This is a genomic window from Vibrio sp. Vb1574 (assembly GCF_033338675.1).
Genome location: NZ_JAWOTC010000044.1, coordinates 23,791 through 44,799 on the forward strand (window position 1 = coordinate 23,791; position 21,009 = coordinate 44,799).

Here is a 21,009-nt window from a genome sequence, read left to right on the forward strand (position 1 = left end):
TATCCTCTATCTGCGCTTATCTAAAGGGCAAAGCTGCCCGCAAGTGTCGAGAGTATCAAGTTCCAACCATCGACCAATACGAACAACATCAACTTGAACGGCAACGAAACAATCATTGGTGACAACATCATCATACCCATTGCCATCAGTACCGAAGCGACTACAAGGTCAATAATCAAAAACGGCAAGAAGAGCATAAAGCCAATTTGGAATGCAGTTTTTAGCTCTGAGGTGATAAAAGCCGGAATCAACACCGCCATCGACACATCTTCTGGATTCTCGACTTGCTCTCCTGACATGGTTACGAACGTCTCCAAATCTTTGATTCGGGTCTGCTTAAGCATAAATGCTTTCATTGGCGCTTGTGCAGCATCAAACGCTTCTCGCGCCGTAACTTGCTCGTTCAAATAAGGCTGAACAGCTTTGTCGTTGATTTCGTTCAGGACAGGAGACATAACAAAAAAGGTCAAAAACAGCGCAATACCAATAATGACCTGATTAGAAGGCGTTTGTTGCAAACCCATTGCCTGACGCAATATCGACATCACCACCACAATTCGAGTGAACGAGGTCATCAGAATCACCATGGCAGGCAAGAAGCCAAGCATGGTCATTAACGCTAAAATTTGTAGTGTAACCGAGTAGTCTTCACTGCCATCAGGGTTCGTGGTCATGGTGAATGCTGGAATACCACCGCCACTAGAAACGGACATAGCACGGCTAGCACCAGTATCACTTTGCATAGCCTGAACTGTAACACCACTTCCATCGGCTAAGTTATCTGGCAGCGCTGACTCCTCTGCTTCAGCAAAGGTAAATGAAGAAAACAGCACGCCGACAAAAAGTAACGACGTACTCAGGAGCAAACGAATTGGATTACCCTTTGTCATGTTTTTTGATCAGCTGGCTAAATTGAGTCGCAAAAGCATTGGTCGCCAACTCTTCCTCTTTCAGTGGCTTATCTAACTTGGCTAAAGTTTGGATCGATTGGCTAGTAATCCCAACCAAAAACTGTTCTTCACCCACTTGAACTACTGCGATTCTTTCTTTTGTACCCACTGGCAACTGACTCACTATACGCAAGCCCTTTTGTTGTCCCATCGCTGGCACTTGCATACGTTTCAGCAACCAAGCCAGCAAAAGAATCACGCCGATTACAAGCACAAGCGAGCCAAGTGTCGTCGCAAGATCCAGATTATTTGGTGCGGCAGCGAATGCATAAGGAGCACTTAGCATTAAGCTCAGTGCTCCAGTGATTTGCTTCAATCGCATTTTGATTGAACGACTCATCTTAACGCAGCTTCTTAATTCGTTCAGTTTGGCTGATCACATCCGTCAAACGGATACCAAACTTATCGTTGACGACCACGACTTCGCCGTGAGCAATCAAAGTACCGTTAACCAATACGTCGAGCGACTCACCGGCTAGACGATCCAACTCAACAACCGAACCTTGGTTAAGCTGCAACAGGTTCCGAATGCTAATTTGAGAACGACCGACTTCCATCGAAATCGTCACCGGGATATCCATAATAGTGTCGAGTTTACGACGCTCATCTTCGCTAATTGGGCTTGAAGTGTCTTTTAGCTCTTCCAGTGGCGCAGCCAATACTTCATCTACGTCTACAGAAGGGGCAGACGGGTCTTCGCCAAGAGCGGCTGCCCATTCGTCTGCTAGCTTTTGATCGTCACTTGGTTCCATTTTTCTATCCTGTGTTACGCCTAACTCATGCCATAGCATGTCTGTTTAATAAGGTATCTTAATGGTCTATATCGTCTTCACTCTCAAGCTCGGACATGATGTCTTTACCTAAGAAAGCTAAATCTGTTTTGACGACATGTGGGCGCTCAATTTCCTCAGAAATTTGCACCGCTAATTTGTCTTCCGAACGACCCATTTTTACGCGATAGGTCGGTAGGTCTTCTACAAACATCGTCGCATGTTCTGGCATTTCAATCGGGATGATATCGCCCGGTTGCAGCTCCATGAGATCACGCAAAGAAATGTCTTTTTCGAGCAAGTTCACGCGGAAGTTAACCGGACAATCCATGATCTCTTCACGTAGTGCTGAGCTCCAGCGAACGTCCGTTTCCATCTTGTCGGACTGAACACCTGCATCCAATAGTTCACGGATAGGCTCAACCATGGAGTAAGGCATAACGACATGAAAATCGCCGCCACCGCCGTCAACTTCTATATGGAAGGAACTCACGACAATCACTTCTGTCGGGCTGACAATGTTTGCCATACTTGGGTTTACTTCAGAGTCGAGATATTCGAACTCTACCCCCATCACTGGCGACCACGCTTCTTTATAATCTTCAAATACAATTTTCAGTAACAACTGAATGATGCGGCGTTCCGTTGGGGTAAATTCGCGGCCTTCGATTTTGGCGTGGAATCGACCATCACCGCCAAAGAAGTTTTCTACCAGAATAAAGACTAAACGAGCCTCCATGGTGATCAACGCAGTGCCTTTTAACGGACGAAAACGCACCATGTTCAAACTGGTTGGCACGTACAATGTGTTCTGGTATTCACCAAACTTCATCATCTGCACGCCATTGATCGACACCTCTGCCGTTTTACGCAGCATATTAAACAGACTAATACGCATGTGCCGTGCAAAGCGCTCGTTGATAAGTTCGAGCGTCGGCATTCGACCACGTACGATTCTGTCTTGCGACGAGAAATCAAAATTGACGGCACCCTCAGTGTCGTTTTCTATCGGTTCATCGACGTCATCAACATCGTCAACCCCATGCAATAGCGCATCAATTTCGTCTTGGCTTAATAGATCGGTCACGTTTTACCTATTGAATAACAAAATCTGTAAACAGTACTTTTTCAATCACTGGCTTACCAACCGCAGCATTCAGCGCTGCTTTGATATCTTCGGAAGCACGATCGCGCAATTCCACTCGTCCTGTAGGAGAGCGCAATTGATCAACCGTCGCGGAAGCAAACGTTGATAGCATAGAGCTTTCAATCAGTGGCGAATGATACCGCGCCAACTCTTCATTTTCTGCACCGCGAACCATTAACTGCGCTTTAATTTGAACCAGCCTATCGCGGCTATCCCCAGTAACGTTAAATACAAATGCCTGAGGAAGATTCACATACGCGATGGGCGCAGCATCCGATGCCTTCACTTGAGCCTGTTGAGACGATTCAGCCTGATCAGGTTCATCAGAGCCCATTAGAAAAAATGCCGCTGCCCCACCACCAAGTAGTAATACTACAACAGCGATGATGATGATAAGTAACTTGCTTTTTCCTTTCGGCGCATCGGCCCCTTGTAACTGTTCTTCTGCCATTCTTGTCTCTTATTGTTTTTTTTGAGTTACCAAGACGTTTTAGTGAGTTGCTTGGTAACCATATTCCATTGCCGTTAAACGGCCTTTTATGCGTAAAAACTAATTCCATCACGCTTTGAAGCGACATTCAAATCCAGATTGACATCAGATTCAAAACCCTCTTCGGACTGTCCAGAAAAACCGCCACTTTGCGCGCTTTGACCATGTTGTTCAGCAGTATATCTACCTTGCTGTTGCCCGCTGTTTTGTTGCTGGACGGAAGAATCAGCCAGCTGCATACCTTGTTGCGCTAACATTTCTCTCAAACGAGGGAGCGTCTGTTCAATAATGTCACGAGCTTGCGGGTTGTTCACTGTAAAATGTACATTGGCAACGTCATTATTCATGGTCATACGAATTTGCATACGACCTAACTCTGGTGGATCAAGACGAATATCGAGATTTTTCAGATTCTTCGACATCATCATTTGCACTTTTTCCGCAACTTGCTCGTTGGCTAGCTCTTTAGTTAGTTGCAACGGAAGCTGAGCTTGTTGTGCAGCATCAATACGCGCTTGTTGCTGTACATTAATTCCTTGCTGACCTGCCATAGCCTGAAGCTGTCCAGCGAAACCGTGTTGGAGGTCCGGCTTATCTTGTTTATCCGCAGTCGCCTTTAGCGCACCAGTCGACAATGCTGCGTTCATCACTTTCTGGCTAATCTCTCCGTCTTTCACACCTTGAAGCGACGTCGGCACTTGCGCGGCTATCAACGTATCGGGCGTTGAAGATAATGCGACTTTATCTCCACTATGAGCAGCTTGTGGCTGGGGTACTTGAGCCGCTGTATGCTGGATTTGCTGAGACACTGCCATAGGTCCAGCCTGGCGAGTTAAGTTATGTTGTACTTGTTGCTCTGCTAGAATCTGTTTAATGTCATTAGGGAGCGCAACAAATTGGGCAAGGTCTTGCTCAGGAATATCCGCCGTGATCGTTCCTTGTTTCAACCCTTCAATGATCTGAGCTTCTTGCTGAGTCAGTGGTTTTCCTTGCGCCAACTTAGTATCTATAACTTCAAGTTCATCCAAGGAGACTCGTGGAAGCGCGTCGATGTTGGAACCATCAACGTCTGTTAACAACGGCGACAGATCATTAGCTACTTCACCACTGACTGCGCTCTTAGCCGTCGGATGGCTGGCTTGTTTCGCTAGCTCTTGCCAAGCAGCAAACTCAGGCGAAAGTTTGTCGACATCGATAGGTTGACCATTCTTATCTAAAATTGGCTCTAAGTCTTGTCCTGGGATCATCTGTGCTTGTTCAAGCGAATGAACTGATGGCGTTTCATTCAAAGCCAGCTCATCAAGGTGTGTCGAAACGGTTGCTTGCTCGTGGAACGAATGCACTAAATTCGCGCTCTGAGGCAAAACTTTGCCACTATCGATGGATGCATTACTCGCATTCAGGGTTTGATTCGCTTGTTCAATTCGACCAAGAAGCTGTTGTCCTTCGCCCATCGTGCTTTTTACGTCCATTGTATTTGATGGGTTACTCGTATCAATTGATGTTGATTTCACTTTTTCAATAGCTTCAACATCATGCTCCAAAGGTGTGCTGTTACTCGCCTTTTGTAAACTTACTTCTTCACTTAAGGTTGCATTCGGTTTGTTTGCTAATATTTCATCAAAATCATGGGTCCCGTCACTGACGGATTCTTGGCTTTCTTGCGCCAACAATTCGTCCGAGACGTTAGCAGAAGAAGTACTGCCTACATCCGCTCTTTCTTTTTCTTCAACCACTGTCGATTCTGTTGCTACTTTTTCGGGCTTTTGTTTACCAGCAAATGCATCGGTTAACGTTTCTAAAAATCCCTTGCTCTCAGTGCTCTCTGCGGACGCTTTAGCGGACACATCAGAAACTGGCGTCTTGGTAGTCGCAGATACATGGGACAAATTCACACTCATTTAGAAACTCTCGTTCTCGTGGCTCTGAGTATATCGCTGGCAGGCAGCAATACTGGCGGCAAACAAAGGTCAAAAAGACCCGACACTGACAGCCAAAATGCAAAAATCACACCACAATATTGAGCCAATTCTCGGTAAGCTAATAGATGGCATGTTTATGGAACAAACATCAACAGTACTATCCGAGAACCTGGTTCCTAACATGATGTACAGCTACTTGATTGACTTTGAAAAACGATAAGCGTAAACAGACATTTGACTTAACAATTAAGGAATCACTTTGAAGATCACAGAATTACGCCAATATAGAATCAGAGCAGGCAAAACAGAACAGTGGCTAAGTTGGATGAAGGAAGAACTGTTGCCCTATCAACTCTCACAAGGCATGCGTGTACTGAATACTTACGTCCACACTGGTGATGATGGACATGACTATTTTGTTTGGCTTAGAGAGTTCGACAATGAACAAGCACGCCAGGCTCTCTACGAAAAAACATACAACGAGTGGTGGGTTCGCGAGATTCGACCGAAGGTATTTGAGCTAATTGAACAAGACTCAATCAAAGTTACCTTACTTGAATCGGTAGAGATGTAGTCAACTGCAACACCGTAATGCAATATCGAACCGATAACGTTTAGAAACGATGTGGTTTTCGACTATAAAGTAAGGTGGAAAACTCGTCCATTTGCTTTTGTTCGCGCTTAGCTTCAGCAAGTTGTTTCTCTTTTTCGCGTTTATCTATCATCCACTCATAGGATTTGCGTTCTTTACGCACGGTTAACCAATATTCTTTACAGTTTTCAACCTGCTCTTTGAAATGACTTTCTGCTTGCTTTTGCTTAGATAAAGTTTCATCTAGCTGGGTAAGGAATCGATTTAAGTGTCCATATTGACTTGCCGTTAGGCCCGCCTGACCACGGTCGACGAGTTGCTGGCAATAATCAAGCCGATACTTTTCAATTTGTTCAACCTGACGGTAATAATCTTCGAGTTCAGAACGCGCTTTGTTCAGTGCAAGCACAGCTTGGTCTTCACGATCCTTAGTTTGCTCAAGTAGAAACTCCATCGCATTATTCATGCGCTATCACCCACCCAAAATGTTTCTAAGCATATTGACGCACATATCATATGACACTGATTCTTTCATGCTCTGCTGCAAGTATTCGTCTAACTTCGGTTTCAAAGTAAATGCGCCATCAATAGCAGGATCGGTACCCGGTTTGTACGCTCCAATCGAGACCAAATCTTGATTCTTGCGACAAATAGACAAGACCTGTCGCACCGCTTTTGACATCAGAACGTGCTCTTCGGTCGTGATTTGCGGCATAACACGGCTCACCGACTTCTCGACATCAATCGCCGGATAATGGCCTGCATCCGCCATTTCACGAGAAAGTACAATATGGCCATCAAGAATAGCTCGCGATGCGTCCGCTATCGGATCTTGCAAATCATCCCCTTCGGTCAACACGGTAAAGAACGCCGTAATCGAGCCTTGCTCGGCACTTCCATTACCCGCTCGCTCAACCAGCGCTGGCAGCTTGGCAAATACAGAAGGCGGGTAACCTTTCGTCGCTGGCGGCTCACCAACAGAAAGTGCGATTTCACGCTGTGCTTGTGCAAAACGAGTCAACGAGTCCATCAATAGCAGAACATCTAACCCTTGGTCTCGGAAGTATTCAGCAATCGTTAATGCCGTTTGGCACCCCTTTAAGCGCATTAGAGGTGAAGCATCGGCAGGCGCCGCGACCACCACTGAGCGGCGACGACCGTCCTCACCCAAGATCTCTTCGATGAACTCTTTAACTTCACGTCCACGCTCACCTATCAGGCCGACGACCACAACCTGTGCGGTGGTGCCTCGCGTCATCATGCCAAGCGTGACCGATTTACCCACACCAGAACCTGCAAACAGACCGATACGCTGACCTTTACCAACCGTCAACAAACCATTGATGGCTTTTAGGCCAACATCGAGCGGTTCAGAAATTGGTTTTCGAGCCAACGGGTTGATCGGCTCGGCATTAAAAGAGGCACGGTGATCGGTATACAAAGGGCCAAGTCCATCAAGTGGATTCCCAACCCCGTCTATCACGCGCCCAAGTAACTCCATGCCGACAGGCAAACCAGCGTCACTGGTTAAAGGGGTGACCCTCGCGCCAGGTAAAATGCCCGTAATTTGTTCGCTTGGCATTAAAAATAGGTTGTCACCTGAAAAGCCGACAACCTCGGCTTCCATCTGACCTGACATGGTTTCCACTAAGCATAAACTGCCAATTGGTGCGCGACAGCCGGTCGCTTCCAACGTTAACCCAACCACACGCACCAGTTTGCCAGAGGCGACAGGGCGCGTCGTAAGGCCTTCAACTTTGTAGCTTTTTAAGCGGTCAGCGAGTGCTTGCATGGATTACTCACCCTCTTGATGACGGTTGGCGCCACAAAAGCTGTGCAATACGCTTTTGACGCGTTCTTCCATGCGATAATTAATGCTTGATTCACCGGCTTCAATCTGGACGTCACCTCGATTGAGCGATGGTTCAGCAACTAACGTCCAGTTGCGACAATCAAGGTCTTCTTCACCATAAGCTGAACGAATAATCGCGACATCTTCTGGATTCAGGTGCAAGGTAATAGGGTGGCCTGATATTGGTAGCGCCTCGACCGACTGCTTCACTGTATCTAAAATAATTTGAGGGTTGGTTTGTACTTCAACGTGCACCACTTCTTTGACTAAGCAGAGCACCATATCCACCAGCTGCTTTTCAACCTGAGCATTCATCAACTCCAAAGGTTGAGCAAACTGATTGGCCAAGTTCATAAAAGTTTCAACTTGCTGCTGAATGTATTCTTGCCCTGCAGTTACCCCTTCAGCTTTTCCGAGCTCGAGACCTTCAGCATGGCCGGCTTGCAACCCTTCTTCTTTACCTTTGTCGTAACCTTGCTTAAAGCCAGCTTCCTGACCTTGATGTAAGCCTTCTTGATAAGCACCTTGCTTAATCAGTTCAATTTGCTCTTCGGTTAGCGCAAGTGGCTGCTCTTCTTCAGGCTCATCAAAATTCGGCACCCACCCCGGGTCATAGTTGAACGCGGTTTGTTTTGCTTGTTTGGCTTTAGGCTCGCCATAATCAGGCAGCCCCCAACGTTGAGGTTCGATCATCGAATCATCTTCATCAGGACGGATAAATCCACGTTTTCTATCGCCAGCCATGGGTTACCTATTGTGTGTTCGATTAAGAAGTGAGGGTGCTCCGCAATAGGATAATTGCGAAGCAATAGAAATTATAAGAATTCGTCAGCACCGCCAGACAACATGAGCTCACCAGCATCCGCCATTCGACGGGCAATTGCTAAGATTTCTTTCTGAGCGGCTTCTACATCTGCCACTCGTACTGGCGGCATCGCTTCTATGTCATCACGCATCATATCAGCAGCACGTTTAGACATGTTCTTGAAGACTTTCTCACGTAACGAGTCATCTGCACCTTTGAGTGCTTTTTGCAACACGTCTTGTGGTACGTCACGCAGCAACTTCTGAATACCTTGGTCGTCCACTTCGACTAAGTTTTCGAAGACAAACATTAGGTCTTGGATTTGCGTCGCCATGTCTTCGTCCTGATCGCGAATTTGTTCCATCAACAAACCTTCGACGTTGTTGTCTAGGTAGTTCATGATCTCCGCTGCTGCTTTCAGGCCGCCAATTTTGGCTGCTTGTGCACCCGCTTGACCCGCGAACTGTTTCTCCATGATTTCGTTCAGCTCTGCCAATGCTGATGGCTGAACTTCTTCAAGGTTGGCAATACGCATCATCAGATCCAAACGCACGCGCTCAGGGAACTGAGACAAAATCTCTGCAGATTGGTCTGCTTCTAAATAAGACAATACGATAGTTTGAATCTGTGGGTGTTCATTGACAATAATGCTCGCCACTTGGCGTGGGTCCATCCATTTCAAAGAATCCAAACCTTTTGAGCCCGTACCAAGTAGGATCTGGTCAACTAAGTTGTTGGCTTTGTCTTCACCAAGAGCGGCAACCAGTGCATTACGCATAAAGTCTTCGCTGCCCATACCAATGTTGGTGTATTTCTGGATATCCTCCAAAAACGCACGATGAACAGCAGATACCTTGTCTTGGCTGAGATCCTTCGCGCGAGCCATCGCACTACCAACACGCTGAACCTGTTTTGGTTCTAGGTGACGGATAATGCCAGCTGCATCTTGTTCATTAAGGCTCAGTAGCAAAATTGCCGCTTTTTCTTCGCCAGTAATGGTTGAAACATCCAGCTCTACTGGCATTCCCGCGGCGTTGTCATCTTGAGGTACGATATCGTTAGCCATTGTCATTCATCCAGTTTTTCACTACTTGAGCAGCCAGTTCAGGTTCATTCGCAACCAGAGCGCGAACCGCTTTCAATACATCTTCATCTTTATGAAGGTTTGGCAAATCAATACTTGAGCCAAACTCGAACAGTTCGCTGCTTTCGATGTCACTGCCAATCAAGCTAGTTTCACCATCCGCACCAATCGGCAAGCCGTCTGGTCCGTACATTTCGTCTTCATCATCGCTGGTAGGGTTAAGCAATTTCTTCATTGCTGGGCGAACCAGAACCAACACAACCACAATAATCACTAATGCACTTGCGAACCAACGAACCCAATCACTGAAGTTAGGGTGCTCCCAAATTGGTGGTTCTTCTAGCTGCTCAGCCTCTGGCTCAGCAAACTTTACACTCAATACATTCAGCAAATCGCCACGGCCTTGATCAAAGCCAACAGTACCAATTAATACTTGGCGAATGGCATTGATTTCAGATTCGGACATTGGGGTATAAGTCACTTCACCCGTATCAGGGTTAACTTGACGACGGTCTTTAATCGCAACAGAAACGGTCTGACGAGCCACCGTCCCGGTCTGCTTTCGCTCGTGGCTGATGGTGGTATCTAGCTCAAAGTTACGCGTGGACTCTTTACGAACTGACCCCTGCCCCATGACAGAACCATCTTTCATTTGAGCCACATCTTGCGGAATTGAGGCATCCGCTGGAGGCTGATTACTCAACGCACCCGGAATACCCGCTACCATGTTACCGTTATTGTAATCTTCGAGTGCGTACTCACTGCGGGTCGCAGGGGTGTTCGGATCAAAGCGTTTGCGAGTTTGTTCAACCGCACTGAAATCCATTTGGATGTCAACCTGCGCCGTATAGTTGCCATAACCTAAAATCGGTAATAGTACGGAATCAATTTTTTCGCGCAGCGCTTGTTCTTGGTTGCGTTCTAATTCTTGTTCTTTGCGTCGCGCCGCAGAAGCAGGATCTTGGGAGCCTGAGCTGAGTAAGCGGCCATGCTGATCTGTGACGGTAATTCGAGAAGTTTTCATTCCCGGCACGGCACTCGCTACCATGTCGACAATAGAATCCACTTCTTGCTGCTTAAGGTTCGTGCCTGTCGACAATGTCAAAAATACCGACGCAGACGCTTCTTGGTTATGACGCACAAATACGCTGTGCTTTGGCAGTGCCAATAACACTCGTGCTTTGCGAACTTGCTTCATTTCTTCAATTGCTTGAGCCAATTGGCGCTCTCGACTGAGTTTGAGACGCTCTTGCTCGAGACGTTGTGAAACACCAAAACCCATGTCTTGCAGCAAAATATCATCGCCTGCTTCTGTAGCTTGGTTAACGCCGGAACGAACCATGCCAAGTTTGATCGAGTTGTACTCACTCGATTCAACAGAAACAGTATTGCCATCAAGCTTATAATTGATTTTCTGCTGGTCCAGATAATCCAGAACGGGGATCAATTCTTCGGTCTCATACGCACCAAGTGGGCGCATCTCCGGTTCTTTGACCCAAAAGAACAGCATCACGATCAATGCAACACAGATGGATATCGACAGCACAAGCACAACCTGACGAAGTAAATCGAGGTCGCCCACTGCCATATCGAATTTTGACGCACTGCGCTCCTCTAGATCTGGATTTTGACTCTCCACATCCACATCGGAACTTGCTACCAGTGCACCATCTGAGCCGCCTTCAGTGACGGTTAAATCTGTAGACTTGTCTGCCACACTTATTACCTAAATTACACTGGCATGTTCATGAGGTCTTTATATGCCTCAACGAGTTTATTGCGAATTTGAACCGTCGCATCAAAAGCGACACTAGACTTGTTACGAGCGATCATAACGTCAGAAAGGGATACATCGGCATCACCACGATCAAAACGGGTTTGTAAATCACCAGATGCTTTTTGAAGTGTGTTCACGTTATTGATGGCTTTAGTTAGGAGATCGTTAAAATCCGCTCCAACTTTCGCCCCACTTGCAGTAGGAGCCGTATTGGTTGCTTCTACCATCATGGCGCGCATTTCTGCCTGAATACCATCAATTTTCATTAGCACCTCTAAGCCAAAAGATTGACTATTAACAAAACTGATTATTGACACAGCAATTAACGTGCCATAAGACATTAGCAATCAATTTACTTACACTTTTTGTCTTATGGCCGTTGTCTGTGTTAATTCGGGATATCTATACCAGCATCACGCATTTTGGCAAGCTTATAGCGCAAGGTTCGAGGGCTTATACCCAGTTTCTCCGCCATTTCTTTGCGTCGACCATTACACTCAACCAAAGTCTCTAAAATAATGGCGTATTCTTGATCGCGCAGCTCGCTGCCTAAGCCTTCTCCACCAGTTACGGGGCGGCTGACATTCTCAGCTTGCGCAACTGGCTTAACATTGGGCACGACCATATCTGCATTTTGCACCACGTGTTGTAAGCTATTGGCATCTTGCCAATCTACGCCCTCAAGCAAAATGTGCTCAGCATCGATGTCGCCATTTTCACTTAATATCAGCGCTCGTTGAACCACGTTATCCAATTCACGAACATTACCCGGCCAAGGGTATTGCAATAGTTTTTCTAACGCAACGGTCGAGAATTGAGGCACTGGCATGCCCATTTTGCTGCAATGACGCTCAGCAAGATGCTTGGCAAGCGGTGCAATATCGCCTTTACGTTCTTTAAGTGCAGGCCACGCAATTGGGAATACATTCAGGCGGTAATATAAGTCCTCTCTGAAGTTTCCTTCTGACACGTATTGCTTAAGATCACGGTTACTCGTCGCTAACACACGAACATCTAACTTGATGCTTTTGCGACTACCTAGGCGCTCTACTTCTCGCTCTTGCAAAACACGCAACAACTTCGCTTGCAGGTTCAAGTCCATCTCACTGATTTCATCAAGTAAGATTGTGCCACCTTGTGCTTGTTCAAACTTTCCTGGGCATGCCTGAACAGCACCAGTAAATGCGCCCTTTTCATAGCCAAACAGTGTTGCTTCGAGCATATTGTCAGGAATCGCGGCACAGTTAATTGCGACAAAAGGACCATTTTTACGATTTGACGCGTTGTGAATATAGCGCGACATCACTTCTTTACCTGAGCCACTAGGACCTAGCACCATAACATTCGCATCTGTACGTGCCACTTTATCGGCCAACGCGAGTAAACGCAGACTTTTCTCATCAGCAACGATAGCATCACCGTTGTCATCACTTTTTATCGGTGCATAACGACTGACCATATTTAGCAACACTTCTGGTGCAAATGGTTTCGCCATGTAGTCAATTGCGCCATCTTTCATTGCAGACACGGCATCTTCAATGTTGGCGTACGCCGTCATTAGCAATACTGGTAAGTTAGGCCAATTCTGCTTGATGCTTTTGAGCAGAGCTAAGCCACCCATACCCGCCATTTGCACATCAGAAACGACGATATCAACCGTATTCGATTTCAGCTTTAACAGTGCATCTTCAGCACAGTCCGCTTCCAACCACTCATACCCTGCCAGAGCCAGAGTATCGACTAGGGCTTCACGAAGACCTTCATCGTCTTCTACGATCAGCACTTTGCTTTGCGCCATTATGATTCTCCAGAAATTGTTATTACCAAAAGCCGCTTATTGCGCTTCTGTTTGCACTCGCTCTAGCGGAATGCACATGGTGAAGCAGGCTCCATCACCCTGCTCTGAAATAAGTTCCAATCGACCGTCATGGGCACGGCAAACCATTTGAACAACTGCCAACCCTAATCCAGTTCCTTGAGAACGTGTGGTAAAAAATGGCTCCATGATTTTGGCTTGCAGTTCTTCGGGCACACCCGGTCCGCTGTCTTGCACAGAAATGCGTAACTCACCATTTACCGGGCGGAAAAAAATATCGACTTGCGATTCTTTACCAGACATTTGAATCGCATTCATGACCAGATTACTTAATGCGGATGCAATGGCGTTCGCATTGCCTAGTAGCTCAGTTTGTTCTTCTTCCACTTCTAGGCAGTAATCAATACTGTTGTTTTTTAGCGCGGTTTCGACCATCGGCTGATATTCCGCTACCAACTGGGCAATCGTGAATGGCTTAATGACTTTATTATCACCACCTTTAGCAAAAAGCAGCATATCATTAACCTGCTTTTCCAAATCGTGCAGTCGATCCATTAATTTGGTTTGGAAGCGATCTTTTGTCGCTGGAGGAAGATTTGGCGCTCCCAAATTGGATGCATATAACATAGCGCTCGACAGCGGCGTTCTTACTTGGTGAGCAAGCGACGCAACCATACGTCCTAACGACGATAAGCGCTGTAAATCACTGACACGAGCTTGAAGTAAACGGGTTTCGGTTAAATCGGTAATCAGGATCAATTGACCTGTTGTAGACGCCGAGATGGCGAGTCGAACTTTACGGCCATTCCGCAGGGAAACTTCATGGCCATCATCTTCACGTGGGTCAAACACCGCCTGGATAACGTTGAACCATTTTTCGTTAACCAGTGGAATCTCAAGAATTCGGTGCGCTTCTGGATTTGCTTCACGCACTACTCCGTACGTATCGAGCAAAATCACTCCAGCAGGCATCACATCGAGCACCTGTTTGTAGCGCTCAACCTGATTCTCTACGGAATCTAAATGGGATTGATTGGTGTTGTTATCCATTACTGCCTGTCGAAATATCGCCGCTAAAACTAAAATAGCTTGGTAAGCAATTAGCGTACCAAGCTATTTTTTATATTTATCAGGACGTTAAGCCATCGACAATAAGTTGACACTCAGAGGTAACGGTTTTGGATGCCAGAAAAACGATGTTAACTAGCACAAGTGATAATTCAGATATCGTCTTAAAAAACTTCACTTTACCTAGCGCTGTAAGTTGTACTTACGCATTTTTTCCACCAGCGTAGTACGTCGCATACCCAGCATGTCGGCCGCTCTTGCTACAACACCACCCTGCGCTTCTAATGCTTGGCTGATCATATTAACTTCTAAATCAGCCAGCAGCTCTTTCAAATTAACCCCTTCCGGTGGCAGCGCTTGCGGGGCGTTCATGCTGTGATCAAGGTCGTCTTGATCTTCAAAGCTAAAATCTTCAGAGAAGATATCTTGGAATACATCACGCTCTTGCTCTTCCACCGAAACAAATGGATTGCTCTCTGGTTGGAACTCTGGGATGTCACTGTAGCGATATTTGGTTGGTAGATGGTTTACATCCACCAAGCTATTTGGATACAGAATAATCATTCGCTCAACAAGATTAGCCAACTCGCGTACGTTGCCCGGCCAGTTATGCTCCATCAGTGAGTTGATTGCACGAGGTGTAAAGCAGATAGGTTGTCCGCCTTCCGCCTCTAAACGTGTCATCAGTTCTTGCAGCAGCAATGGTATATCTTGTTTGCGCTCTTTCAGCGCTGGCATCTCAATTGGAAACACGTTCAGACGATAGAACAAGTCTTCTCGGAACGTACCTTCTTCAATCATATTTTCTAGATTACGGTGTGTCGCCGCCACAACTCGAACATTTACCTTGATGGTACTATTGCCACCTACACGTTCAAAGCAGCGTTCTTGCAATACACGAAGCAACTTTACTTGCATCGACATTGGCATATCGCCAATCTCATCAAGAAAGATAGTGCCACCGTCTGCGAGCTCAAATCGACCTTTACGGGCAGTTAACGCACCAGTAAACGCGCCTTTTTCGTGACCAAATAATTCGCTTTCTAGGAGCTCAGGCGGTATTGCACCACAGTTAATAGGTACAAATGCGCCATCGCGGTATGAAGAATGATAGTGGATGTTACGCGCAACAACTTCTTTACCTGTACCGGACTCACCTAAGATCAACACGTTTGCTTCCGTGTTTGATACTTGCTCAATCAGGTGTCGAACTTCTTGAATACCTCTACTTTGACCAACTAAGCTGCGAAAAAGCGTGTTTTTGCGTGCACTAGCAACAACATTCACTCCTTTTCGCCCCAGAAAATCTTTGCAGTGGCGTAACGCTTCACTAAGCTGTGGGTAATTAAGCGGCAGCTCTAGTTCACCAACAAAATTTGGAAGATCATCAACAGGCAAAGGAAAACGGCCCATGACTAGAAGAGGGATGTGGTAAGCGCTGTTTAAATGAGAGATAACCGTACTCGCCGCTTGACCTGCTGGAATATTACCAACAATACAGCACGACCATACGCTAGACCAATCAACATCGCTGAGCTGATCAGAACTGACCGCTTCGCAATTTTCTCCAACAAATTCCAATATATTGCTTAAATTTAAACGACTTGATGCGTCATCATCAATTACAAGCAGCTTTGCCAAACCATGCATAAGTAAGAATGATTGCCTTTATTTTAGGTGCGTTGCGGCCAAACCTTGATTTGCGCAATTGGGTGCTAAAGAAGGCAGAACCACCACACTCAATTTACGATAGACAAAATAGGAAAATCAGCAACAAAAAAGCCATTAGGGCTACTAATGGCTTCTATTTTATTTGAATATAAAAATAAGGCAACCAAGCAATGGAGAGGTGTGAGCTTGATAGAAACTTTGCTACACAACTCGTTGCGCAATTGACAAATATATTCGTCTAGTATCTTAACGCATTGTTTTGACTATTAAATACCAACTTCAGCAGCGGTAAGATTATGAAACTCTGTTGGGATTTGGTCCCAAGCGGACTTGATCTCACGGATAATATCGATAACGTCGTCGATCAGCTGAGGCTCATTTTGATGGTTAGCAGCAGAAATTTGCGTGATCATAAACTCATACAGTGAATCTAAGTTTGAAGCAATATCACCACCGTCATCCATAGATAGACAGCTGCGTAGCGCGATAATGATGTCTAACGCTTTACCCAAGCGCTCACCTTTTGCTGGAATATTGCCTGCTTGCATGGCTGCTTTACCTTGAATAAGGCGCTCAATCGCACCAGCCATAAGCATTTGAATGACTTTGTGCGGAGAAGCCGCGCTAAGCTGGCTGTCGACTGATACCTTTTTGTATGCTTGCAAAGAACCGCGCATAGTAATCCTCTTTTAAATAAATTTTTTGTACTGCTGAAGTGAACGCTGGCCATAACGAAACTTATGGAGCTCTTTTCCGACCTTTGACGTTTCCGATTGCATCAGCTCGACAATTCTTTTGGTACGAGTTAGCAATGCTTGCCACTCTGCATCCTGCTTAACCAAAGGATTTTGATGAATAATTGGTAACAGGTTTTGCAATAACCGTTCCCTGATATCGACCAAGCGAAGAATTTCTTCAGCATTAAAATCAATTTTTTCTAATTCTTGCGTAATTAGTTGATCTATATCACTAATTTCCATGAGTTCTTTTTGCATTTATTAACCCAACGCACTCATCAAAGCGCCTAACTGGCCTTGCATTTTACCGGTCGCATCTTGCATCGCGGTAAACTTCGCATGAGTACGCTTCTCTAGGCTTTCCATGCGGCGATCTAATGCCGCTTGATCGTCACTCAAACGGTAATTTTGTTCTGTGAGACTTTTTTCTCGAGTACGAATACTGCCTGTAATACCTGTGATACCGTGAATCGCATCTTCTACTCGTTTAGCAAAACCTGTGTTGCCACCGAAGAACTTTTCTAACTCGTTGAAGTTATTGTTCAACTGGCGGTCTAGCATGTCATAGTTGATTTCTAGGGTGCCTTGACGTGTGGTCGTAATGCCAAATTCTGTTAAGGACTTTAGGTTTTCAGGTGCTTTATCGATTCGAGTAGAAAAGACCGATTTTAATCGTGAATCTGCACTGCGTACGGTGCTGTCACCTGACAACGGCCCTTTTTGACCAGTTACCGGATCCACACTCGCCAACGCTTGGGAGGTTTGATAAAACGAGTTATACGCTGCCACAAAGTTTTCGATATCGTTGCGTACACTTTGACGGTCGTACTCGACACCAATTTCAGCAGGCGGTTTATTCGGTTCTGATTTGCCTTTTAGTGTTAAATCAACACCTTCGATCGCATCTTCAATCACATTGTTGTGGCTAGATAGCTTTGCCACGCCATCAAGCAGAACTTCTGAATCTTGCCCTGCTTGTACTTCTGTCATCCCAAGGTATTCTTCAAAAGCAGATTGTGCCTTTGCGATTTTCGCTTCTGCTTCATCAATTTTTTCCAGACGCTCACGTTCTTGAGGATCAAGTTTAGCGCGATGAATTTGCTTAGCTTGCGCTTCGGAAAGTTCACCACGTGCCACTTTTTCGTCTAACGCTTGCTTTTCACTCGCAATTTTTTGCTCGATTTCCGCTTTTTCTTGCTCAAGAAGCTGCTTAGCCTCTTTCGTCGTAACGTAAGAATCGGTTAGGGTGCCCGATGCGGCATTATTCCAGCCTGGTACATCTGGTGCCTTCTCTATTGCCTTTTCGTCGAGTTCGAGCTCTGGTTCTTCATAAGAGTCCAACAAAGTACCTGACGCAGTTTCTGTCCACCCTGGAATTCTGTCTTCAGGGCGTAAGCTCGCGCGTCGATTGGCTTCATCAATGGCTTCTTGACCAGCTTTGGCTGCTTCTGCACCCGCCGCAGAGATTGGCGCTTGCGATGCATCATCTTGTACATCGTCTGCCGCTTTTTGCTCTTCTGGAGGTAGAGGATTGCCGTTTACATCCAGCTCTTCTGCTGGTTGTTCCGGAAATTTAAGAGGACCTAAGACATCTTCCGCCGCTGAACGAGCTTCTTCAAGCGCGTTGACGCGGTCTTCAAGTGTTTGGTATTCGAAATATTTAAGAGGGTTGCCTTTTTCTGCCTCCACACTGACTCTGATTTGATAATCCTTACCAGAGAGGTTAGAAGCAAGGATAAGGCGTGGACCTTCGACGTCGTTAATAAGAGATGCACGAACGCCAGGGTTATCTTTAGCGCCATTGATGCCGCGTACGACATCGATGAGCTTAGATCGGGAACGAACATCGATATTAAAACGCTCATCACCAAGCGAAATCTGCAGCTTACCAGGGCCAAATTTTGCGTCTTCTGGCAATACGTCAGAAGCGACTTTGTGGCTCTGAGCAAGCTGCAACACATCGATAGCATATTTGCCAGCGATAGCATCTGTGGTTGCCGTGGCAGATACGATATTGTCATTGGTCGTTTCGACAGTGCGAACGGCAAATGCTTTCTCCTGACGAAAGTTCGCCATGAGATTTTTCATCGTATCCAATGATTCTCTGAGTCGTCCGTAAGCACTGATACTGGCATTAATTGTCGTGCGTTCGTTGTCGATGCGTTGCTGCTTTGGTACGCGTTCGGCATCCACAATTTTGCTGACCATGGAATTAATATCCATGCCGCCAGACATCCCCAAAGGGCCTAAACTCATCAAATCACCTCTAAAAACGACTTACACTTTTTCAGTCAACAACCCGCTGTTGGCTGTGTGCTCAGCTAGGCGACGCAATACCACTAGCATTTCTTCATCAGGAATTTGACGAATCACGTCACCGGTATTGGCTTCATAAATCGTCACCACATCTCGTCCGGACTCTTCATCCACTCGAAATGCGACTCCTTTGTTTATGGACGTGACAAATTCATTCATTTGCGCGACCAATTTTTCACGTTCTTCTTTGTTCAGTTCTTGACGGCTTTCAGCCATCTCGAGCGCAGCTTGAACAGAGAAGTCGTATTCGGTGTTTTTCGCTTTTTGCGGCGAAATCTCACCATTTGAATTTGCTGGGCTAGACGTGCCTATATCATTGCCATTTTTATTTGCAAACTTTGTGCCATTTGGCGTGCCGTAAGGCTGGATGTTCGATGCGTAGGAGGATATATCCATTACAATCTCCCTTCCACCTTATGGGCTAACGATAGAACCTATCGCTTTGGTGCCCCAGCACTAAGGTGTTGACCTCAGGCTGGGTTTACCACTTAGCCCAACAAGCTTAGCGCTGCAGATGGAGACTGCTTCGCTTGAGCCAGGATTGAAGTACTTGCTTGCTGAAGAATTTGCGACTTAGTCATCGCAGTGGTTTCCTTCGCGTAATCAGTATCTTTAATACGGCTTTTAGACGCGTTAACGTTCTCGTTAATGTTGTCTAGGTTGCTGATTGCGTGGTTGAAGCGGTTTTGGAAAGCACCGAGTGAAGCTCGTTGGCTGTCTACGGACTTAAGAGCGCCGTCGATAACCGCTACTGCTTCTTGAGAGCCAGCTACTGTGGTTACGTCGATGTCTTTCACTGTTACGTCTTTCGGACCACCAAAGCCGATCTCGTCTGCTAGGTTGCCAGAAAACTCAACATCACCTTCAACTTTTTGAGAAGAAGCAAATACTTGTAGTTTGCCATCTTCGCCAACAGAGGCTTTTACATCATCGTTTTGACCGTTGATGTATGTCGCTAGCTGTTCAATATCATCGCCTTGCTTAGCGCTGATTGATAGCTCTTTCTCTTCACCCTGCTTGTTGGTGTAGCTCATTTTGAACTCTGTTTTCTCACCAACAGTCCAAGAGGCGTCTTTACCCTCTTCTGCTGCGTAGCTCTTACCACCCATTGCTGAAGTGTCTGAGCGTAGGTTACCCATAGAAAGCATCACTGCTTCACCTGAGTCCGCCCCGATTTGGAAAGACTGAGTACCGTAAGTACCGTTTAGAAGCTTGTTACCACCGAAAGAGGTAGTTTCAGCAATACGGTTTAGCTCGTCGTTTAGCGCTGTTACTTCTTCTTGGATCGCTACACGTTCTGCTTTTGAGTTAGAGCCGTTCGCCGATTGAAGCGAAAGATCACGCATACGTTGTAGGATGTTGGTAGATTCATTCATTGCACCTTCAGCAACCTGTGCAATAGAAATACCGTCGTTTGCGTTTTTCACTGCCATGTCTAGGCCACGGCTTTGTGCATTCAAGCGGTTTGAAATCTGTAGACCTGCAGCATCGTCTTTCGCGCTATTGATTTTATAACCCGAAGACAAACGCTCCATTGATTTTTGTTGACCGTCAGCTGCCTGGTTTAGGTAACGCTGTGCAGTCATCGCAGAAACGTTAGTATTAACGTTAATCGCCATAATTGATCTCCTTAAGGCTTTAGTGAATGTACCGTCGTGTCTCTCACCTCACTTAGGTACATCTCATTTCTCTCAGTCCCTTTAACGGCGACCGATGAATATCCTTTAGAAGAAATTTTCAATTTTTTGCGATTATTTTCTTTGGCTTACTGAAATGTGATGAAGCTCTAATGTCGTGATTCGCAGAAATCCTGGGGGCCCAAAAGACAGAAAAAAACCCAGCCGAAGCTGGGTTTACTCGCTCATCTCTCACCACGAGCCAATGAGGTTCTCGTCTTAGGTTTGAAATTAACCTAGCAGACTTAGCGCTGAGTTTGGCGCTTGTTTCGCTTGCGCAAGGATTGAGCTTGACGCTTGCGATAGAATTTGTGATTTGGTCATTGCCGTCGTTTC

At 46.0% G+C, this 21,009-nt stretch carries 23 protein-coding genes; 2 read left to right on the forward strand and 21 right to left on the reverse strand.

Going from position 1 to position 21,009, the window contains the following annotated elements:
- Positions 1 to 20: 20 nt before the first annotated feature.
- The 6 genes from fliP to R7O12_RS20050 all read right to left on the reverse strand — a co-directional run bounded on the left by fliP (position 21) and on the right by R7O12_RS20050 (position 5,258).
- Positions 21 to 890, reverse strand: coding sequence for a flagellar type III secretion system pore protein FliP (fliP, locus tag R7O12_RS20025; protein WP_104979599.1), 870 nt, complete (start codon positions 888 to 890; stop codon positions 21 to 23).
- The gene (fliO, locus tag R7O12_RS20030; RefSeq protein WP_005380480.1) at positions 877 to 1,290 is read right to left on the reverse strand and encodes a flagellar biosynthetic protein FliO; all 414 of its coding nucleotides are present in this window, start codon (positions 1,288 to 1,290) and stop codon (positions 877 to 879) included. Before fliO ends, fliP begins: the two co-directional genes overlap by 14 nt.
- A 1-nt stretch (position 1,291) precedes the next feature.
- Positions 1,292 to 1,702, reverse strand: a complete 411-nt coding sequence (gene fliN, locus R7O12_RS20035; protein ID WP_005380479.1) for a flagellar motor switch protein FliN — start codon at positions 1,700 to 1,702, stop codon at positions 1,292 to 1,294.
- 58 nt (positions 1,703 to 1,760) lie between these two features.
- Positions 1,761 to 2,807 (reverse strand): flagellar motor switch protein FliM, encoded by a 1,047-nt coding sequence (gene fliM / locus R7O12_RS20040; protein ID WP_005380478.1) that lies wholly within the window; start codon positions 2,805 to 2,807, stop codon positions 1,761 to 1,763.
- A 7-nt stretch (positions 2,808 to 2,814) separates the two neighbouring features.
- Entirely contained in the window at positions 2,815 to 3,318 is a 504-nt protein-coding gene (gene fliL / locus R7O12_RS20045) for a flagellar basal body-associated protein FliL (protein ID WP_172563524.1), read from the reverse strand.
- An 86-nt stretch (positions 3,319 to 3,404) separates the two neighbouring features.
- Positions 3,405 to 5,258, reverse strand: a complete 1,854-nt coding sequence (locus R7O12_RS20050) for a flagellar hook-length control protein FliK (protein WP_054866626.1) — start codon at positions 5,256 to 5,258, stop codon at positions 3,405 to 3,407.
- Between the two features lie 97 nt (positions 5,259 to 5,355).
- On the opposite strand from R7O12_RS20050, the gene R7O12_RS20055 reads away from it, so the two are divergent.
- Positions 5,356 to 5,499: a hypothetical protein gene (locus R7O12_RS20055; protein WP_005394314.1), complete on the forward strand. Its 144-nt coding sequence runs from the start codon at positions 5,356 to 5,358 to the stop codon at positions 5,497 to 5,499.
- A gap of 39 nt (positions 5,500 to 5,538) precedes the next feature.
- Entirely contained in the window at positions 5,539 to 5,853 is a 315-nt protein-coding gene (locus tag R7O12_RS20060) for an NIPSNAP family protein (protein ID WP_318126300.1), read from the forward strand.
- 40 nt (positions 5,854 to 5,893) lie between these two features.
- On the opposite strand, the gene fliJ is transcribed toward R7O12_RS20060, so the two are convergent.
- The 15 genes from fliJ to R7O12_RS20135 form a co-directional block, all read right to left on the reverse strand.
- Complete coding sequence (gene fliJ / locus R7O12_RS20065) at positions 5,894 to 6,337, reverse strand: flagellar export protein FliJ (RefSeq protein ID WP_005380474.1); 444 nt, start codon at positions 6,335 to 6,337, stop codon at positions 5,894 to 5,896.
- Positions 6,338 to 6,343: 6 nt separating this feature from the next.
- Positions 6,344 to 7,663 (reverse strand): flagellar protein export ATPase FliI, encoded by a 1,320-nt coding sequence (fliI, locus tag R7O12_RS20070; RefSeq protein WP_132936877.1) that lies wholly within the window; start codon positions 7,661 to 7,663, stop codon positions 6,344 to 6,346.
- A 3-nt stretch (positions 7,664 to 7,666) separates the two neighbouring features.
- Positions 7,667 to 8,467 carry a flagellar assembly protein FliH gene (gene fliH / locus R7O12_RS20075; RefSeq protein WP_005380472.1) on the reverse strand — a complete coding sequence of 267 codons (801 nt, stop codon included), beginning with the start codon at positions 8,465 to 8,467 and terminating at the stop codon, positions 7,667 to 7,669.
- Between the two features lie 71 nt (positions 8,468 to 8,538).
- Positions 8,539 to 9,594 (reverse strand): flagellar motor switch protein FliG, encoded by a 1,056-nt coding sequence (gene fliG, locus R7O12_RS20080; RefSeq protein WP_005380470.1) that lies wholly within the window; start codon positions 9,592 to 9,594, stop codon positions 8,539 to 8,541.
- The gene (gene fliF, locus R7O12_RS20085) at positions 9,587 to 11,329 is read right to left on the reverse strand and encodes a flagellar basal-body MS-ring/collar protein FliF (protein ID WP_053306693.1); all 1,743 of its coding nucleotides are present in this window, start codon (positions 11,327 to 11,329) and stop codon (positions 9,587 to 9,589) included. The genes fliG and fliF overlap by 8 nt, the downstream gene beginning before the upstream one ends.
- 14 nt (positions 11,330 to 11,343) lie before the next feature.
- Positions 11,344 to 11,655: a flagellar hook-basal body complex protein FliE gene (gene fliE / locus R7O12_RS20090; RefSeq protein WP_005384482.1), complete on the reverse strand. Its 312-nt coding sequence runs from the start codon at positions 11,653 to 11,655 to the stop codon at positions 11,344 to 11,346.
- 122 nt (positions 11,656 to 11,777) lie between these two features.
- Positions 11,778 to 13,187: a sigma-54-dependent transcriptional regulator gene (locus R7O12_RS20095; RefSeq protein ID WP_053304425.1), complete on the reverse strand. Its 1,410-nt coding sequence runs from the start codon at positions 13,185 to 13,187 to the stop codon at positions 11,778 to 11,780.
- A 36-nt stretch (positions 13,188 to 13,223) separates the two neighbouring features.
- Positions 13,224 to 14,255 (reverse strand): sensor histidine kinase, encoded by a 1,032-nt coding sequence (locus R7O12_RS20100; RefSeq protein WP_005380459.1) that lies wholly within the window; start codon positions 14,253 to 14,255, stop codon positions 13,224 to 13,226.
- Positions 14,256 to 14,456: 201 nt separating this feature from the next.
- Positions 14,457 to 15,923, reverse strand: coding sequence for a sigma-54 dependent transcriptional regulator (locus R7O12_RS20105; protein WP_005384490.1), 1,467 nt, complete (start codon positions 15,921 to 15,923; stop codon positions 14,457 to 14,459).
- Between the two features lie 287 nt (positions 15,924 to 16,210).
- Positions 16,211 to 16,621, reverse strand: a complete 411-nt coding sequence (gene fliS, locus R7O12_RS20110) for a flagellar export chaperone FliS (RefSeq protein ID WP_005380457.1) — start codon at positions 16,619 to 16,621, stop codon at positions 16,211 to 16,213.
- A gap of 12 nt (positions 16,622 to 16,633) precedes the next feature.
- Positions 16,634 to 16,939 (reverse strand): flagellar protein FliT, encoded by a 306-nt coding sequence (locus R7O12_RS20115; protein WP_005380456.1) that lies wholly within the window; start codon positions 16,937 to 16,939, stop codon positions 16,634 to 16,636.
- A 3-nt stretch (positions 16,940 to 16,942) separates the two neighbouring features.
- The gene (gene fliD / locus R7O12_RS20120; protein WP_171344360.1) at positions 16,943 to 18,937 is read right to left on the reverse strand and encodes a flagellar filament capping protein FliD; all 1,995 of its coding nucleotides are present in this window, start codon (positions 18,935 to 18,937) and stop codon (positions 16,943 to 16,945) included.
- 21 nt (positions 18,938 to 18,958) lie between these two features.
- Positions 18,959 to 19,393, reverse strand: a complete 435-nt coding sequence (gene flaG, locus R7O12_RS20125) for a flagellar protein FlaG (RefSeq protein ID WP_005380451.1) — start codon at positions 19,391 to 19,393, stop codon at positions 18,959 to 18,961.
- Between the two features lie 92 nt (positions 19,394 to 19,485).
- A complete protein-coding gene (locus tag R7O12_RS20130; RefSeq protein WP_005380449.1) occupies positions 19,486 to 20,616 on the reverse strand; it encodes a flagellin in 1,131 nt (376 codons plus the stop codon).
- Between the two features lie 288 nt (positions 20,617 to 20,904).
- Positions 20,905 to 21,009: flagellin (locus R7O12_RS20135; protein WP_254661342.1), on the reverse strand; the 105-nt coding region annotated here is incomplete at its 5' end.

Coding starts and splice junctions, on each gene's coding strand:
- R7O12_RS20130 (WP_005380449.1), bottom strand. CDS start 20,616: ATGGCGATTAACGTTAATACTAACGTTTCTGCGATGACTGCACAGCGT.
- R7O12_RS20055 (WP_005394314.1), top strand. CDS start 5,356: ATGCAAAAATCACACCACAATATTGAGCCAATTCTCGGTAAGCTAATA.
- fliP (WP_104979599.1), bottom strand. CDS start 890: ATGACAAAGGGTAATCCAATTCGTTTGCTCCTGAGTACGTCGTTACTT.
- R7O12_RS20095 (WP_053304425.1), bottom strand. CDS start 13,187: ATGGCGCAAAGCAAAGTGCTGATCGTAGAAGACGATGAAGGTCTTCGT.
- fliN (WP_005380479.1), bottom strand. CDS start 1,702: ATGGAACCAAGTGACGATCAAAAGCTAGCAGACGAATGGGCAGCCGCT.
- R7O12_RS20100 (WP_005380459.1), bottom strand. CDS start 14,255: ATGGATAACAACACCAATCAATCCCATTTAGATTCCGTAGAGAATCAG.
- fliO (WP_005380480.1), bottom strand. CDS start 1,290: ATGAGTCGTTCAATCAAAATGCGATTGAAGCAAATCACTGGAGCACTG.
- fliG (WP_005380470.1), bottom strand. CDS start 9,594: ATGGCTAACGATATCGTACCTCAAGATGACAACGCCGCGGGAATGCCA.
- fliD (WP_171344360.1), bottom strand. CDS start 18,937: ATGAGTTTAGGCCCTTTGGGGATGTCTGGCGGCATGGATATTAATTCC.
- fliL (WP_172563524.1), bottom strand. CDS start 3,318: ATGGCAGAAGAACAGTTACAAGGGGCCGATGCGCCGAAAGGAAAAAGC.
- R7O12_RS20050 (WP_054866626.1), bottom strand. CDS start 5,258: ATGAGTGTGAATTTGTCCCATGTATCTGCGACTACCAAGACGCCAGTT.
- R7O12_RS20105 (WP_005384490.1), bottom strand. CDS start 15,923: ATGCATGGTTTGGCAAAGCTGCTTGTAATTGATGATGACGCATCAAGT.
- fliJ (WP_005380474.1), bottom strand. CDS start 6,337: ATGAATAATGCGATGGAGTTTCTACTTGAGCAAACTAAGGATCGTGAA.
- fliH (WP_005380472.1), bottom strand. CDS start 8,467: ATGGCTGGCGATAGAAAACGTGGATTTATCCGTCCTGATGAAGATGAT.
- R7O12_RS20115 (WP_005380456.1), bottom strand. CDS start 16,939: ATGCAAAAAGAACTCATGGAAATTAGTGATATAGATCAACTAATTACG.
- fliI (WP_132936877.1), bottom strand. CDS start 7,663: ATGCAAGCACTCGCTGACCGCTTAAAAAGCTACAAAGTTGAAGGCCTT.
- flaG (WP_005380451.1), bottom strand. CDS start 19,393: ATGGATATATCCTCCTACGCATCGAACATCCAGCCTTACGGCACGCCA.
- fliE (WP_005384482.1), bottom strand. CDS start 11,655: ATGAAAATTGATGGTATTCAGGCAGAAATGCGCGCCATGATGGTAGAA.
- fliS (WP_005380457.1), bottom strand. CDS start 16,621: ATGCGCGGTTCTTTGCAAGCATACAAAAAGGTATCAGTCGACAGCCAG.